The 16,407-nt window shown below is 65.9% G+C and carries 14 protein-coding genes; 10 read left to right on the forward strand and 4 right to left on the reverse strand.

The window, feature by feature from the left end; translation table 11 throughout:
• Window positions 1–5: 5 nt before the first annotated feature.
• The 3 genes from AC3WMA_RS22560 to AC3WMA_RS22570 form a co-directional block, all read right to left on the reverse strand.
• Window positions 6–947, reverse strand: a complete 942-nt coding sequence (locus AC3WMA_RS22560; protein WP_492287569.1) for an ABC transporter permease — start codon at window positions 945–947, stop codon at window positions 6–8.
• Window positions 913–1,872 (reverse strand): ABC transporter permease, encoded by a 960-nt coding sequence (locus AC3WMA_RS22565; RefSeq protein WP_336814019.1) that lies wholly within the window; start codon window positions 1,870–1,872, stop codon window positions 913–915. The genes AC3WMA_RS22560 and AC3WMA_RS22565 overlap by 35 nt, the downstream gene beginning before the upstream one ends.
• 144 nt (window positions 1,873–2,016) lie before the next feature.
• Window positions 2,017–3,804, reverse strand: a complete 1,788-nt coding sequence (locus AC3WMA_RS22570; RefSeq protein ID WP_492287570.1) for a peptide ABC transporter substrate-binding protein — start codon at window positions 3,802–3,804, stop codon at window positions 2,017–2,019.
• A gap of 454 nt (window positions 3,805–4,258) precedes the next feature.
• Between AC3WMA_RS22570 and AC3WMA_RS22575 the strand changes: the two genes are divergently transcribed.
• From AC3WMA_RS22575 to AC3WMA_RS22605, 7 genes are all read left to right on the forward strand, one after another.
• Window positions 4,259–5,059 (forward strand): SDR family oxidoreductase, encoded by an 801-nt coding sequence (locus AC3WMA_RS22575; RefSeq protein ID WP_492287571.1) that lies wholly within the window; start codon window positions 4,259–4,261, stop codon window positions 5,057–5,059.
• A gap of 62 nt (window positions 5,060–5,121) precedes the next feature.
• Window positions 5,122–6,132: an inositol 2-dehydrogenase gene (gene iolG, locus AC3WMA_RS22580; RefSeq protein ID WP_492287572.1), complete on the forward strand. Its 1,011-nt coding sequence runs from the start codon at window positions 5,122–5,124 to the stop codon at window positions 6,130–6,132.
• Window positions 6,132–6,914, forward strand: a complete 783-nt coding sequence (locus AC3WMA_RS22585; protein WP_492287573.1) for an inositol monophosphatase family protein — start codon at window positions 6,132–6,134, stop codon at window positions 6,912–6,914. The genes iolG and AC3WMA_RS22585 overlap by 1 nt, the downstream gene beginning before the upstream one ends.
• Before the next feature lie 91 nt (window positions 6,915–7,005).
• Complete coding sequence (locus tag AC3WMA_RS22590; protein WP_492287574.1) at window positions 7,006–8,043, forward strand: ABC transporter substrate-binding protein; 1,038 nt, start codon at window positions 7,006–7,008, stop codon at window positions 8,041–8,043.
• A gap of 145 nt (window positions 8,044–8,188) precedes the next feature.
• The gene (locus tag AC3WMA_RS22595) at window positions 8,189–10,393 is read left to right on the forward strand and encodes an ABC transporter permease (RefSeq protein ID WP_492287575.1); all 2,205 of its coding nucleotides are present in this window, start codon (window positions 8,189–8,191) and stop codon (window positions 10,391–10,393) included.
• A gap of 15 nt (window positions 10,394–10,408) precedes the next feature.
• Window positions 10,409–11,476, forward strand: coding sequence for an ABC transporter ATP-binding protein (locus tag AC3WMA_RS22600; protein ID WP_492287576.1), 1,068 nt, complete (start codon window positions 10,409–10,411; stop codon window positions 11,474–11,476).
• Window positions 11,477–11,637: 161 nt separating this feature from the next.
• On the forward strand, window positions 11,638–13,365 hold the full coding sequence (locus AC3WMA_RS22605) for a Na/Pi cotransporter family protein (RefSeq protein ID WP_492287577.1): 1,728 nt from the start codon (window positions 11,638–11,640) through the stop codon (window positions 13,363–13,365).
• Window positions 13,366–13,374: 9 nt separating this feature from the next.
• Here the strand turns inward: AC3WMA_RS22605 and AC3WMA_RS22610 are convergent, their stop codons facing one another.
• A complete protein-coding gene (locus AC3WMA_RS22610) occupies window positions 13,375–13,695 on the reverse strand; it encodes a YnfA family protein (protein WP_492287578.1) in 321 nt (106 codons plus the stop codon).
• Between the two features lie 188 nt (window positions 13,696–13,883).
• On the opposite strand from AC3WMA_RS22610, the gene AC3WMA_RS22615 reads away from it, so the two are divergent.
• The 3 genes from AC3WMA_RS22615 to AC3WMA_RS22625 all read left to right on the forward strand — a co-directional run bounded on the left by AC3WMA_RS22615 (window position 13,884) and on the right by AC3WMA_RS22625 (window position 16,353).
• A complete protein-coding gene (locus tag AC3WMA_RS22615) occupies window positions 13,884–15,137 on the forward strand; it encodes a BaiN/RdsA family NAD(P)/FAD-dependent oxidoreductase (RefSeq protein ID WP_492287579.1) in 1,254 nt (417 codons plus the stop codon).
• A gap of 79 nt (window positions 15,138–15,216) precedes the next feature.
• Window positions 15,217–15,723: a GFA family protein gene (locus tag AC3WMA_RS22620; protein WP_492287580.1), complete on the forward strand. Its 507-nt coding sequence runs from the start codon at window positions 15,217–15,219 to the stop codon at window positions 15,721–15,723.
• Window positions 15,724–15,741: 18 nt separating this feature from the next.
• Complete coding sequence (locus tag AC3WMA_RS22625; protein WP_492287581.1) at window positions 15,742–16,353, forward strand: 2-hydroxychromene-2-carboxylate isomerase; 612 nt, start codon at window positions 15,742–15,744, stop codon at window positions 16,351–16,353.
• The last annotated feature ends 54 nt before the right edge of the window (window positions 16,354–16,407 follow it).

Here is a 16,407-nt window from a genome sequence, read left to right on the forward strand (position 1 = left end):
CTGGATCAGATGACGCGACGCGGGTCGAGCGCATCGCGCAGGCCGTCGCCGATGAAGTTGATCGAAAGCACAGTCAGGAAGATCGCGGCGCCCGGGAACAGGGCCCAGTGCGGCGCGGTGTCGAGCTGGTCCTTGGCGTCGAACAGCAGGCGCCCCCAGGTCGGGATATCCGGCGGGAAGCCGAGGCCGAGGAAGGAGAGCGTCGATTCGGCGATGATCGCCGAGGACACCTCGATCGTCGAGGCGACGATGACGGGCCCCAGTGCGTTCGGCAGGATGTGCCGGAACATCTGGCGCATCTTGGTCGCGCCCTGGGCGCGGGCGGCCTCGACGAACTCCTTCTCGCGCAGCGACAGGAACTGCGCGCGCACCAGGCGGGCGACCGGCATCCAGCGCAGGCCGCCGATGACGATGACGATCAGCACGAAGACACCGCCCTCGACGCCGAACACCGCCTTCAGCTGCTCGCGGAACAGGTAGATGATCAGCAGCAGCAGCGGCAGCTGCGGCAGCGACAGGAACAGGTCCGTCACCCACATCAGGATCGGGTCGGCATATTTGCGCGACATGCCCGCCAGCGCGCCGATGAGGACGCCGACGATCGTCGCCACCACCATCGCCGCGAGGCCGACGGCGAGCGAGATGCGCCCGCCATACATCATGCGCGCCAGGATATCCTGGCCGAGATCGTCGGTTCCCAGCGGGTGCGACCAGGACGGGCCCTGGAGCTGCGCCGAGAAGTCGATGTCGTTGATCGCCACCGGCCACAGCCAGGGGCCGACGATGACGCCCAGCACCAGCAGGCCGAGCACCACGGTGCTCGCCATGGCCAGGCGGTGACGGCGGAAGCGGCGCCAGGTCTCACGCCCGGGCGAAACCGAAACCTGGCTCACGGCAGCGCCCGCAGCCGGATCAGCTGAAGGAGATGCGAGGGTCGAGCCAGCCATAAAGAACATCCGCGATGAGGTTGAAGAGAACGACCAGGCAGGAGAAGACGAACGTCACGGCCATGATCACCGGCGTGTCGTTGGCCAGGATCGCGTCGATCAGGAGCGATCCGATGCCAGGGACGCGAAAGATCTGCTCGGTGACGAGCGCGCCGCCGAACACGGCCGGCATCTGCAGAGCGACTAGCGTCACGACCGGGATCAGCGCGTTGCGCGTGATGTGCCGCAGCGTGACCCGCTTCTCGCTGAGCCCCTTGGCGCGCGCCGTGGTGACGTAATCGAGCCGGATGACGTCGAGCACGGCCGAGCGGACATAGCGCGTGTAGGAAGCCGCCTGGAACAGGCCGAGCACGGTGATTGGCATGATCGCCTGCCGGAACATCTCCCAGTACCAGCGCCAGCCGGTGGCGGCGATGTCGGACCGGTAGACGAAGGGGAACCAGTCGAGCGTGACCGAGAAGACCAGGATGAAGAGCAGGCCGGTGAAGAAGGTCGGCAGCGAGAAGCCGACGAAGGCCAGCGTGTTGGCGATCTGGTCGAAGACCGAATAGGGCCGGGTCGCCGCGTAGATGCCGACGGGCAGGGCGACGCAGAGCGCCAGGATCTGTGACGAGCCGACCACGAACAGCGTGGTGGGCAGGCGCTGCAGGATCAGGTCGTCGACATTGATGCGGCTGGCGAAGGAGAAGCCCCAGTCGCCCCGCGCCATGTTCGACAGCCAGCGCAGATAACGCACCATGACCGGATCGTTGAGGCCGAAGCTGGCACGCAGGGCCTCGCGGACCTCAGGCGGAACGTTCGGATTCGTCGCCATTTCCGAGAACGGATCGCCCGGCGCCAAGGCCAGGATCGTGAACAGGATCACGCTGATGCCGAGCAGACTTGGAATGGCGATCAATAACCGCCTGATGAGATATGTCGCCATGTATTGGTCTCTGTACGCACGGCCGAGCCGCGAACCGATGTTGATGACGGTCGGCCCGCCCCCGTGGCTGGTGGAGCCGCGAGGGCGGGCCGGCGCGTTTGTCTTCCGTCACCGCGGCGGGGCCGCGGTGACGGACGATCGGGCTTAGCTACGATACCAGGCCGCAATGTTCCAGCTGTCGACGTCCCAGCCCGAGTGATCGTGCGAGAGGTTGTTCAGCGACGCTGCGACGCGGGTGCGCGACAGGAGCGGCAGGATGACATTGGCCTCGCAGAAGATCTCGTTGACCTTGATCAGGAGCGCAGCGCGCTTGGCCGGATCGAGCTCCTTCTGAGCGGCCTTGTAGGCCTCATCGGCAGCCGGGTCCGAGTAGCGCGAGACGTTGCGGCCCAGCCACTTGTTCTCCTTGGTGGCGATTTCCCAGGAGACGAACTGGTTGAGGAACCGCTCCGGATCGGGCTGCGGCTGCGTGGTCGTGTACATCTCGATGTCGACATACAGCTTGGTGTAGGTGTCGGGGTTGGCGACGTCCGACGAGAAGAACACCGAGGCCGTCACCGACTTCAGCTCAAGATCGATGCCGGCGCGCTGGGCGGCCTGCTTGATGATGGCCTGGGTCTTCTGGCGCGGGGCGTTGATCGAGGTCTGGTAGACGTATTTGAGTTTCTTGCCGTCCTTCTCGCGGATGCCGTCCGAGCCCTTCTTCCAGCCAGCGTCGTCGAGGATCTTGTTCGCCTTGTCGATGTTAAACTCATACTTGAGCTTGGTCGACTTGAACTGCTTGGGCTCGTTGACGAAGCTCGCGGTCGCGGTGCCGCCGCGGCCATAGATGAACTTCTGGATCGATTCGCGATCGATCAGGAGGTTGAACGCCTCGCGGACCTTGGGGTCCGACAGGGACGGGTGCTTGGTCTTGATGCTCGAACGCTCGCCATCGACCTCGGTCCACGGATCGGTCGTGTTCATGATGATGAACTCGATGTCACCCGAAGCCACGGCGCTGATCTTGCCGCGTCCGCCGGTCTCCATGCGCTTGAGGACCTCGTCCTCGACCTGCAGGTTCCAGGCGTAGTCGTATTCGCCGGTCTGCAGCACGGCGCGCGCCGCCGAGACCGCGTCACCGCCGCCCTTGACCTCGATCGTGTCGAAATGCGGCTGGTTCTTGATGTGGTAGTCGGCGAAGCGCTCGCCGGTGAGGACGTCACCCGGCTTGAAGTCGACGAACTTGTAGGGGCCGGTGCCGACGGGCTTCAGGTTGTCCGGGGCCTCGCGGGACTTGGCGCCGACATAGTCGCCGAACCGGTGCTTCGGCAGGATCTGGCCGACGGTGCCGACGAAGGGGTCGGCCCAGAACGGCGTCGGCTGCTGGAAGATCACCTTGACGGTGTGGCTATCGACCTTCTCGACCTTGATGTCCTTGTAGGAGCCGGTGGTGTAGGCGGCGGTCGCCGGATCCTTGGCATATTCCCAGGTGAAGACGACGTCGTCGGCAGTCAGCGGCTTGCCGTCATGCCATTTCACGTTCTGCTTCAGCTTCCAGGTGACGCTCAGGCCATCGGCCGAGAGACCGCCATTGGCCTTGCTGGGAACCTCGGCTGCGAGGCAGGGGATCAGGTTGCCTTCCTTGTCCCAGCCGGCGAGCGGCTCGTAGAAGATGCGCGAGGCGATCTGGTCCTTGGTGCCCGAGGCGAAATGCGGGTTCAGCAGGGTCGGAGCCTGCCAGAGCAGCATCTTCAGCGGTCCGCCGCCACCGGCCTTGGTCGGCTTGTATTGCAGCGTGGCATTCGCCATCGCGACGTCGTTCCAGATCAGGATCTGGGTTGCCAGCGGCGCGGCGATGCCGACAGCCGCCATTCTCTGCATGAAGGAGCGTCGCGACAGCGTGCCTTCCTTCACATCCGCGACCATGCCGCGGATTTCCTGCTCATTCATCGAAAAGCCTCCACCTTCAAAACAAAATTAATCCCCGGCGCCTTCGCGCCGTGTTCTCGTTGATGGGCCCAGCAAGGCATGTGCCAACGAAAGCGTCAACTGTGCAGCGCAGGGCAGATGCGCGTGTGCCGCGATACAGGCCTGCTCGGACCAGGGTCATTTGCATGAATGTGCTGGTTTAATTGGCCCGATCACAATTTTATGTCGACCGACCGCTGAAGACGACAGTTTTCTTTCCGTTGAGAACGGTTCGCTCCGCGTCGTCTGCGTGCGGTGTTGTCATCGTCATGCCCCATCCGGCTGCTCGCGCGGGCGAGGTGCCTGTGGGGCGGCGGTCACAGTTCGCCGGTGTGCCGATTGGCTCGTCTTGACTCATGCGTGCCAGAAATGGAATGTTTATTCCAACTAGCGGGAGCTCGAAAAATTCCTGCCATTCGCTTCGGGAGGCGGGTCGTTGTCGCAAGTCGGTTCGTTCGGCCGTGATCTTCACGGCAAGGTTGCCATCGTCACGGGCGGCAGCCAGGGTTTGGGTGAGGCGATCGCCCGCGAATTCGCCGACCGCGGCGCGCGCGGTCTCCTGCTCACCGGGCGCAATGCGCAGCGCGGCGAGGCTGTGGCGGAAAGCCTGCGGAAAGCCGGCTGCGATGCCCGCTTTCATCAGGTCGATCTCGCCGATCTCGATGCCGTCCGACAGGTCGTTCCTGCTGCCGAGAAGGCCTTCGGGCATCTCGACATTCTGGTGAACGCGGCTGGCGACACCGATCGCGGCACCATCTTCGACACCTCGCCCGCGCTCTACGAGCGCATCATGGCGGTGAATCTGCGCGCGCCCTTCTTCCTGATCCAGGATGCTGCCGACCTCATGCGTCGTCAGGATATTCCGGGCGCCGTCGTCAACATCCAGTCGATGTCGGCCCATGGCGGCCAGCCCTTCCTGTCCGCCTACAGCGTCTCGAAGGCCGCGCTCGCCGCGCTGACGAAGAATGCGGCCTATGGGCTGCTGAAGCATCGCATCCGCGTCAACGGGCTCAATATCGGCTGGATGGCGACGCCGGGCGAGGATGCGATCATGAAGCTGCGTCATGATGCCAAGGACGGCTGGCTTGATGAGGCCAATGCCTCCCAGCCCTTCGGCCGCCTGATCGATCCGCGCGAGGTCGCAAAGGCCGTCGCCTATCTCGCTTCGGCCGAATCGGGGCTGATGACCGGCTCCAACATCGATTTCGACCAGACGATTCTGGGCGCGCACGACTAGCGCCGGATTTTCACCGCGGCGCGAGCGCCGCAAGACTGCCTGACGAGAACGCGACCACGGGAATGACGAAGGCCATGAAGATCGGATTGCTGGGCGCCGGCCGCATCGGGCGCATCCATGGGTTGAACGTCGCCGCGCGCGGCGATGCTGAGCTGGTCGCCGTCACCGACGCGATGCCGGAGGCCGCGGCCTCGCTCGCAGCTGCCTCTGGCGCTAAGGCCACGAGCGCCGAGGCGATCCTTGCTGACGCCGCCATCGATGCCGTGCTGATCTGCACGCCGACCGATACCCATGCCGACCTGATCGAGCAGGCGGTCTCCGCCGGCAAGGCCGTGTTCTGCGAGAAGCCGGTCGATCTCGATGCGGCCCGTATTCGCCGCTGCCTCGCGACGGTCGAGAAGTCCGGCAAGCCGCTGATGATCGGCTTCAACCGCCGCTTCGATCCGAATTTCGCCGCGCTCGAGAAGCGCCTGCGCGCAGGCGAGGCCGGCGCGATCGAGATCGTCACCGTGATCTCGCGCGATCCCTCGCCGCCGCCGGTCGATTACGTCAAGCGTTCGGGCGGCCTCTTCCGCGACATGATGATCCATGATTTCGACATGGCGCGCTTCCTCCTGGCCGAGGAGCCGGTCGAGGTCTTTGCGCTCGGCTCGGCCCTTGTCGACAAGGCGATCGGGGAGGCCGGCGACGTCGATACCGCCGCCGTGGTCATGAAGACGGCCTCTGGCCGCATCGCCCAGATCTCGAATTCGCGTCGCGCCACCTATGGCTACGACCAGCGCATCGAGGTTCATGGCTCCAAGGGCATGCTGCGCGCCGGCAATATCCATGAGACGACGGTCGAGATCGCGACGGGGCAGGGCTTCCGCGCCGACCCCGTGCAGAACTTCTTCCTGGAGCGCTATGCCGCGGCCTATCGCGCCGAGCTCGACGTCTTCATCGCGGCCTGCAACGGCAAGTCGGCGGCCTCGCCGACCGGGCTCGATGGTCTGAAGGCGCAGATCCTCGCCGATGCCGCGACCGAATCCGCGCAGACCGGCAAGCCCGTTCGCGTCGATCTGGGGATGAAGTGATGACGCCGGCCGAGCGCGACCTGCGCTATTATGCGGCGCTTGGCCTCGCGGCCGAGGCGAGCCATCTGGCGCTCGGCTATTTCAACAAGCGCGAGTCGCTTGGCATCACCATGAAGGGTGCGCAGGACTGGCTGACCGTCGCCGACGGCAAGGTCGAGGATTTCCTGCGCCGCCGCCTTTCGGAGCTCTTCCCGCAGGACACCGTCATCGGCGAGGAGGGGGGCGGACAGGCCTCCGATGCGGTCTGGATTCTCGATCCGATCGACGGCACCGCGAATTTCGCCCATGGCGACCGCAACTGGTGCATCTCCATCGGCTTCCTCGTGAACCGCAAGCCCGAGATCGGCGTCGTGGCGGCGCCGGCCCTGGGCGAGGTCTATGCCGCGCGGCGCGGTGCCGGGGCGACCCTGAACGGCGACCCGATCAAGGTGTCCGGCGCGACCGATATCGGCCGCGCCTCGGTCGAGCTCGGCTGGTCGACCCGCATCCCCGCGCAGAACTATGTGAAGGTGATCGAGCGCAACTATGCCGCCGGCGCCGCGATGAAGCGCGGCGGCTCCGGCACGCTCGGCCTCTGCCATGTCGCCAATGGCTCAAGCGATGCCTATGCCGAGCTGCATATCAATGCCTGGGACGTCGCCGCCGGCATCGTCATCGCCAGCGAGGCGGGCGCCGAGATCAATGACTTCTTCGCCGGCGAGGGGATCGCGAAGGGCAACCCCATCCTGTGCTGCACGCCCGCGCTCGCGGCGCCGTTGCGGGAGATCACCGGAATCGCTTAGCCGACGTCATATTTCATTGATCTTTCGACAAAATTCATCTCAGCTTCGTCTTAAGCGACAAGAAACGAAAGATCCGAACAGGGAGGTTCACATGCAGACGAAATCATGGCTCAAGGCGGGGCTTTTCGCCGCGCTCGCAACGGCAGCCGTCGCCGCCACCCCGGCCCGCGCCCAGGGCTCGCTCGTCATGTATTGCGGTGTCCAGGAAGAATGGTGCCGCGCCATGTCGACGGCCTTCGAGAAGGAGACCGGCATCAAGGTCGCGATGACCCGCAAGTCGGCCGGCGAAATCTACGCCCAGCTCAAGGCCGAGTCCTCCAACCCGCGCGGTGACGTCTGGTGGGGTGGTACGGGCGACCCGCATCTTCAGGCGGCGGAAGAGGGGCTCACCCTCGAATATGAATCGCCGAAGAACAAGGAATTGCACAGCTGGGCGCTCGACCAGTGGAAGGCGGCCAAGCAGCGTTCGGTCGGCATCTATGCCGGCGCGCTCGGCTTCGGCTTCAACACCGAGCAGATCAAGTCCAAGGGCATCCCCGAGCCGAAATGCTGGGCCGACCTGCTCAATGCCAAGCTGAAGGACGACGTCCAGGTTGCCGATCCCAACTCCTCGGGCACGGCGTATAACCTGCTGGCGACGGTCATCCAGCTGATGGGCGAGGACAAGGGCTTTGAGTATCTGAAGCAGCTCCACAAGAACGTCAGCCAGTACACCAAGTCGGGAGCTGCCCCGGCCAAGGCCGCGAGCCTCGGCGAGACCGCCGTCGGCATCGTCTTCATCCATGACGCAGTGGTCTTCGCCGTGCAGGGCGACCCGATCAAGCCGGTCGCGCCCTGCGAGGGCACGGGCTACGAGATCGGCTCGATGTCGATCGTCAAGGGCGCGCGCAATCTGGAGAACGCCAAGAAGTTCTACGACTGGGCGCTGACCCCGGCTGCGCAGGCGCTCGCCGCTCCCGCGAAGTCCTATCAGGTTCCGTCGAACAAGGCCTCGCCGGTGCCGGCGCAGTCGCCGAAGATGGATCAGATGAAGCTGATCAACTACGACTTCGTGAAATACGGCTCCTCGGCCGAGCGCACCCGCCTGCTCGCCAAGTGGGACAAGGAAGTCAAGGCGCTGCCGAAGTAAGCGGCTTCCGGCTTTTCTCCTCAACAAGCTCCGTCATCCCGGGCTGAGCCCGGGATGATCAGTCGGTCTCATCACCAAACACGTTTGGCGGCCTTCAGAACCGGGACAACGGTCGGCCGCATCAGGGCAAGGGAACAGGGCAACTATGGCGCCAGCGACGAGACTCGTGCTGCTGATCGGCTGGCTCGGCTATGCGCTGATGCCCTGGTATCTCGTCGAGGGCATGAGCCTGACGAACTGGGCCTGGCTCGCCGAATACCCGTTCGGCAAGGCGGGCAGCGCGCTGGCGCTTTCCCTGTCCGGCCAGACACCCTGGCTCCTGCCGATCGGCATCGCGCTCGCGGCTGCGACGTTCTTCTGGGGCAGCGCTGATCGCCAGCGCACGGCTCGCGTGCTGGTCTGGGCCGGCCTGCTCGGCATGGTCCTGTTCTTCGCCCAGGCTTTCTCGATCGTGCTGAAGGACCAGGGCATCTCCTGGCTCGCCGCCCTGCTCGGCGGCGCCGGAGCCTCCCAGCGCGGCATCGGCGGTGGCGCCTTCCTGACGCTGCTGTCGCTGCTCTTCCTGCTCTGCCACGGCCTTGCCTATCGCGGCGTCTGCCGCGGCGATCTCTTCACGACCTCGACGATCGGCTTGGTCGTCCTGCTGATCGGCATCTTCATCTTCTTCCCGGTCGCGATCATCCTGAAGAGCGCGCTGGTCGACCAGAACGGCGCCTTCGCGCCTGGGGCCTTCATCGAGCGCTTCCTCGATTCCTCGATCTGGGGGCTGGGCTGCGTCACCAGCAACACCAATTGCGGCGTCGCCTGGAACACGCTGATCCTGGCCGTGCTCTGCGGCGTCATCACCACGCTGCTCGGCCTCGCCTGCGCGCTGCTGATTCTGCGCACCGGCATGCCCGGCAAGCGCATCATGCGGGCGCTGACGGTGCTGCCCATCATCACCCCGCCCTTCGTCATCGGCCTCGCGCTGATCCTGCTTTTCGGCCGCGCCGGCGCCGTCTCGACCCTGCTCTACGAGTGGTTCGACATCCCTCGCTCGCGCTGGCTCTACGGCCTGCCTGGCGTGCTGCTGGCGCAGGTTTTGGCCTTCGCGCCGATCGCCTTCCTCGTCCTGATCGGCGTGGTGCAGGGCATCTCGCCCAGCCTCGAGGAAGCCTCGCAGACGCTCGGCGCCAAGCGCTGGCAGACCTTCCGCACCGTGACCTGGCCGCTGCTCAAGCCCGGCATCGCCAATGCCTTCCTGCTCGGCTTCGTCGAGAGCATGGCCGATTTCGGCAACCCGCTGGTGCTCGGCGGCAATTTCGAGGTGCTCTCGACCAAGATCTTCTTCGCGGTGGTCGGCGCGTCCTACAATCAGGGGCAGGCGGCGGTGCTCGCCATCGTGCTGCTCGGCTTCACGCTCGGTGCCTTCTGGGTGCAGCAGCGCTGGCTCGGCGGCAAATCCTACACGACGGTCACCGGCAAGGGCGATGCCGGCCTGCCGACGCCGTTGCCGCGCCGCATCACCTGGCTTTCGGCGGCCGTGATCGTGCCCTGGGTCGCGCTGACGCTGGTGATCTACATCGTCATCCTGGTCGGCGGCTTCGTCCGCAACATGGGCCGCGACTTCACGCCGACGCTCCAGCACTATATCACCGGCTTCGCCATCGATTTCAGCAACGGCATCTATTTCCAGGGCTCGGCCTGGTCGTCCTTCTTCACCACGGTGAAGGTCGCCGCCATATCAGCGCCGCTGACGGCGGTGATCGGCCTGCTCACCGCCTATCTGCTGACACGCCAGCGCTTCAGCGGCCGGGGCGGGCTGGAATTCGCGACGATGCTCTCCTTCGCCATTCCCGGCACGGTGCTCGGCGTCGCCTATATCCTCGCCTTCAACGTGCCGCCGGTCGAGATCACCGGCACGGGCCTGATCCTCGTCATCGCCTTCGTCTTCCGCAACATGCCGGTCGGCGTGCGCTCCGGCATCGCCGGCCTGTCGCAGATCGACAAGAGCCTGGACGAGGCCTCGACCACGCTGCGCGCCCGCAGCTTCACCACGCTCTGGCGCGTGGTGCTGCCGCTGCTCAAGCCCGCCCTGGTCTCGGCGCTGGTCTATTCCTTCGTGCGCTCGATGACGGCGGTCAGCGCGGTGATCTTCCTGGTCTCGGCCGAGTACAACCTCGCCACCGCCTATATCGTCGGGCGCGTCGAGGCGGGCGAATTCGGCCTCGCCATCGCCTATTCCTCGGTTCTGATCGTCTTCATGGCGCTCGGCATCGCGCTCATCCAGTTTACCGTCGGCGAGCGCAAGCTCGGCCGGCGTGCCCGCACCACCGTCGCCGCACCGGCGCCTGCCCCCGCTATCGGATAAGGACAAGAGACAGAGATGGCCAAGGCCGGACCCGCTTCCGTCGAATTCCGCAACGTCTCCATGCGCTATGGCGCGGTGACGGCGGTCGACAACATCAACTTCACCATCGAGGCCGGCAAGCTCGTGACCCTGCTCGGCCCCTCCGGCTGCGGCAAGACCACGACCTTGCGCATGATCGCGGGCCTCGAGATCGCCAGCGACGGCCAGATCCTGATCGGCGGCAAGGACGTCACCAAGCTCTCGGCCGCCGACCGCGACGTCTCGATGGTGTTCCAGTCCTACGCGCTCTTCCCGCATATGAGCGTGCTCGACAACGCCGCCTATGGCCCGACCGTGAAGGGCCTCGGCAAGGACGAAGCCAAGCAGATGGCGCTGGAGAAGCTTGCGCTGGTCGGCCTCAAGGGCTTCGAGAACCGCTACCCGTCCGAGCTTTCGGGCGGCCAGCAGCAGCGCGTCGCGGTCGCCCGCGCGCTCGTGCTGGAGCCGCAGGTGCTGCTCTTCGACGAGCCGCTCTCCAATCTCGACGCCAAGCTGCGCCGCCGCGTCCGCGAGGAAATCCGCGAATTGCAGCAGGACCTCAACCTGACCGTGGCCTATGTCACGCATGATCAGGAGGAGGCACTCGCCGTTTCCGACCGCATCATCGTAATGTCTAACGCCCGGATCGCGCAGGAAGGCGCGCCGCGCGACCTCTACGAGCAGCCCTCCAACGCCTTCGTTGCCGATTTCATCGGCGACGCCAATCTGGTCGACGTCACCGTGAAGGCGGTGGCGGATGGCCGCGCCGATGTCGCGATCGGCTCGGCGACGGTCAGCCTGCCGGCGCGTGGGCTCGGCGTCGGCCCGGCGAAGGTCGCGATCCGGCCGGAGGCGCTGCTCCTGGGCGATCCCAGCCAGGGCGGCTCGCTGCCCGGCACGATCCGCAAATGCGCCTATCTCGGCAATCACCTGGACATCATGGTCGAGACCGAAGTGGGCGAACTCTTCGTCGTCCAGTATGGCGGGCGCGAGATGCTGGAGCCGGGCACTCCGATCTCGGTTTCCTTCGCGAAATCCGGTGTGACGTTGATTCCGCCGGCCTGAGCGACGCCGGAAGCCGAAGTTCGATGCCTGCAGACTGAGAATGCAGCAGCCGTTGCCGCATTCTCAGCACTTTCACTGCGTATTTCTGTTGAGTTGGCTAATCAAAAATTGATAGATTCAGCTGATAATCGTCACCTGAATCGGGGAAAGACCGCACGAAAATGGCCACGGGCGAGAGCGCAACCACCATCCTGATCCACCTTGTCGGCGGCGTCGCGCTGCTGATCTGGGCTGTCAGGCTGGTGCGAACCGGCGCGATGCGCGCCTTCGGCTCTCAGCTGAGGCAGGCGCTGCAGAGTTTCACGCGCAACCGCTTCGCCGCTTTCGGCAGCGGCGTCGCCGTGACCATGGTGCTGCAGAGCTCGACGGCGACGACGCTGCTGGTCTCATCCTTCGCCGGTCAGGCGCTCATCGTGCCGGCCATGGCGCTCGCCGTCCTGCTCGGCGCCAATCTCGGCACCTCGCTCGCAGCCTTCGTCATCTCGATGGATCTAGGCTGGCTCTGGGGGCTCTGCGTCGCGGTCGGCGTCGCCATGTATCTCTCCAGCGAGGCGATGGAGCGTCCGCGCAATATCGGCCGCGTGCTGGTCGGCATCGGCCTGATCCTGCTCTCGCTGATCGAGCTCAACACGGCCGCCGCCCCGCTGGCTCAATCGCCGACCTTCCGCGTCGTCCTCGCCGCCATGGGCTCCGAGCCGCTGCTCGGCATCCTCGCCGCCATCGCCGCGACCTGGATCGTACATTCCTCGATCGCGATCATCCTGCTGGTCGCAACCTTCGCGGCCTCCGGCCTGTTCCCGCCGGCGACGGCGCTGACCCTGGTCATCGGCGCCAATCTCGGCAATGCGTTGATCCCGGTGCTCGATCAGCTTGGAGCGCCAGCCGCCCAGCGCCGCGCCGCCGTCGGCAATCTGGCGACGCGCCTGATCCTGGCATTGGCCGTGCTGCCCTTCGTCGGCCCGCTTTCGGCCTGGCTCGTCAGCCTGCCCTCGGCGGATGCAAGGCTCGCCATCGAGTTCCACGTCATGCTGAACGTCGTCGGCGCGCTGGTCTTCCTGCCCTTCGTCGGGCCGGTCTCGGCGCTGGTCGAGCGCTTCATGCCCGGCAAGGACGAGAAGGTGGAGGCCGTGACGCCGCGCTATCTCGACCCCAACGCGCTCGACAGCCCGACCGAAGCCCTCGCCGGCGCGATGCGCGAGGCCCTGCGCCTCGGCGACCGCGTCGAAGGCATGCTGCGCGATACGATGACGCTGCTGGAGAAGGATGAGCTCAAGCTCTCTCGTGCGATCGCTCAGGCCGATGACGGCGTCGACACCATCCACGAGTCGATCAAGCTCTATCTGGTCAAGGTCTCCCGCAACGAGCTCTCCGAGGAGGAGAGCCGGCGCCTGTTCGAGATCATCACCCTGATCACCAATCTCGAGCATATCGGCGACATCATCGACAAGAACCTGCGCGAGCTCGCCGAGAAGAAGATCCGCAAGCGCTTCTCCTTCTCGCCGGAGGGGCTGGCCGAGATCCGTGATTTCCATCACCGCGTCGCTTCGGCGCTGGCGCTGGCACTCAACGTCTTCGCGACGCGCGATCTGGTGCTCGCCCGCCAGCTCTTCGCCGACAAGGCGGCGATGCGCGATGCCGAGCGGCGCGCCACCGACAGCCATTTCCAGCGCCTGCGCTCGGGCCGGCCGGAATCGATCGAGACCAGCGCGATCCATCTCGACATCATCCGCGACTTGAAGCGCATCCACGGCCATATCGTCTCGATCGCCTACCCGATCCTGGAGACCGCCAACGAGTTGCGGGAGAGCCGCCTGCGCGAGACCAAGGCCGCGGCCGAGCAGCGCGAAATGCCGACCGTGCTCATCCCCGCGGCCCATTCGGGCGGGTGATCCCGGCCTTCAGCGCGGCGCCGCCAGAATGATCGCGGCGCCGGCGAGGCAGATGGCGCCTCCGGTCAGGTCCCAGCGATCGGGCCGGATGCCCTCGACAACCCAGAGCCAGCCGAGCGAGGCGGCGATATAGACCCCGCCATAGGCGGCGAAGGCGCGCCCGGCCGCGGCACTCTCGACCAGCGTCAGCAGCCAGGCGAACAGCCCGAGCGAAACCAAGCCCGGCAGCAGCCACCAGATCGGCTTGCCGAGCCTGAGCCAGCCCCAGAAAGCAAAGCAGCCGGCGATCTCGAAGAGCGCGGCGCCGATATAGGCGGCGATGGTCGGCATGGAAGTCGGAGTCCGTTGCAGGGCTTTTCGAGGCGAAGGTGCCAGTCTAAAGCGGTAGGTCTTCGAACGGAAACACGCCGTCATCCCGGACAAGCCCGCGTCAGCGGCGCCGATCCGGGATCCATGCCGGAACATCTCCGGGAGAGCTTCAGGCATGAATCCCGCGTCTGCGCTTCGCTGCGCCCGGGATGACGCGTCGAGATGAGAACAGGGCTGCGGTGGAAAAGTCGATACGCAATATCGCCATCATCGGCGCAGGCCCCGCAGGCTTGATCGCCGCCGAGCGGCTGGCCGGCGCAGGGCATCGCGTCACGCTCTACGAGCGCATGGCCTCGCCAGCCCGCAAGTTCCTGCTCGCTGGCCGTGGCGGCCTCAACCTCACGCATTCCGAGCCGTTCGACGCTTTCCTCGGCCGCTATCGCGAAGCGGGAGATTGGCTGGAACCGATCCTGCGCGCCTTCCCTCCGCAGGCGCTTCGGGATTGGGCCGACGGGCTCGGTGCCGAAACTTTCGTCGGCTCCAGCGGGCGAGTCTTCCCTCGCGCGATGAAGGCGTCGCCCCTGCTTCGGGCCTGGCTCACCCGGCTCGACGGGCTGGGCGTGAAGCTTTCCGCAGGCCGGCTCTGGACCGGCTGGGACGCCGATGGCGGCCTGACATTCCGCCTCGCTGGCGGCGAAGCCGAAACGGTCCGCCCGGATGCCACGCTGCTGGCGCTCGGCGGTGCAAGCTGGCCGCGGCTCGGCTCCGATGGCGGCTGCGTGCCCATGCTCGCCGCACGCGGCGTCGCGGTTGCGCCGCTCCGGCCGGCCAATGGCGGTTTCACCGTGGCCTGGTCTCCGGTGATGACGGAGCGTTTCGCTGGCCAGCCATTGAAGCGCATCGTCATCCGGTGCGGCGGTGAGGTGGTCGCCGGCGAGGCGATGATCGATGCCGATGGCATCGAAGGTGGCGCGATCTACGCGCTCTCAGCGCCGATCCGCGAGGCGGTCGAGCGCGATGGCTTTGCCGCGATCAGCATCGACCTGCGGCCCGATCTCGGCGTGGCGGAGCTTGTCGCCCGCCTCGCGAGACGCCGCAAGGGCGAGACGCTGAGCAACCATCTGCGCAAGGCGGCGGGTCTCGCACCGGTTGCGATCGCCCTGCTGCGGGACGCGGCCAAGGCAGCCCTTCCCGACGAACCGGAGGCGCTCGCGGGGTTGATCAAGGCGGCAAAGCTGCGGCTGGATGCTCCCATGCCGATCGCGCGCGCCATCTCGACGGCGGGCGGCATCATCAGCGATGAGGTTGATGCAGGCTTGATGCTCAAGCGCCTGCCGGGCGTCTTTGCGGCTGGCGAGATGCTCGACTGGGAGGCGCCGACCGGGGGCTATCTGCTGCAGGCGAGTTTCGCCACCGGCGTCGCGGCCGCAGCTGGCATCGAAGCCTGGCTCGCCGGACGCTGATGGCGGCTGCGATCGAGCACAAAGACAGCCCGTTGACCCAGCGTCATCCTGCTCTACGCTGCCCTCAGGAGGGCGCAGGATGGAATCTCACGCTGGCGGCTGTCTGTGTGGGTCGATGCGCTACGCCACACGAGGCCAGCCCACGAGGGTCACGGTCTGCCACTGCCGCTTCTGCCAGCGTGCCACCGGGGCCGCGTATATGGTGGAGCCCGTATTTGAGCTATCCGCCCTTGAGGTCACCGCTGGCGAGCCGGCCGTCTTCGAGCTGCAATCGGCAGGAAGCGGCAAGGCGGTTCGCGTCCACTTCTGCCCAAGGTGTGGCACCAAGCTTTTCCTGACCTTCGAGCGGTTCCCGAGCGCCTGCGGCATCTACGCCGGCACCTACGACGATCCGCATTGGTTTGGCATCGAGCCAGAGACCTCCAAGCACATCTTCATCTCGATGGCGCGGCCAGACAGCATCATTCCGGCTGGGTTGCCGGTCTACGCGGAGCACGCCAGCACCAATGAGGGCATTCCGCATGAGCCTGTGGTCCTGGAGCAGCCAGTCGGATCGAGGGACTGCTTGATGCTTTACCGGCGATAGGTTGAGGAGACCGCACGCATGCCCAGCCCCGTGGACTTCTATTTCTGGTCTGCCTCCACCTACACCTACCTGACGGTCAATCGCATCGATGCTGCGGCTGAGCGGGAGGGCATCGAGGTTCGCTGGAAGCCGTTCAACCTCCGGGCGCTCCTCCGCGAAAACAACCATGTGCCGTTTCCTGCCGGCCGGGCCAAGACGGAATACATGTGGCGGGATCTGGAGCGGCGGGCGCTGATGCACGGCCTCCCGTTCCCCGATGAGCGACCGGCCTATCCAAGCGACCCGGAGACGCTCAACTTCAAGGCAGCGCTGATTGCCTACGAGGAAGGTTGGGCCAAGCAATATGCGCTCAAGGCTTTCGAATGGTGGTTCCTCAAGGGCAAACCGCCGGGCATGGACGGCAACCTCGCGGTGATGCTCAGCGAAATGGGCAAGGATGCCGACGCGATCCTCTCCCGCATCGCAGCCCCGGAGATGGACGCGAAGATGGCTGCCAGTGCCGACGAAGCCAGGGCTCTCGGCCTCTTCGGGTCTCCGCACTTCGTGGTGGGCAAGGAGGCCTTCTGGGGCGATGACAGGCTAGAGGACGCATTTTCGTGGGCGAAGGTGGGCCGGGTGGTTAGGGCTTGAAGGCGGCGCGGCGCCAGCGGCCTCGACCGCCACCACTTTGGCCTCGGACCCGCC

This window comes from Allobosea sp. FW305-C-101 (genome assembly GCF_058783685.1).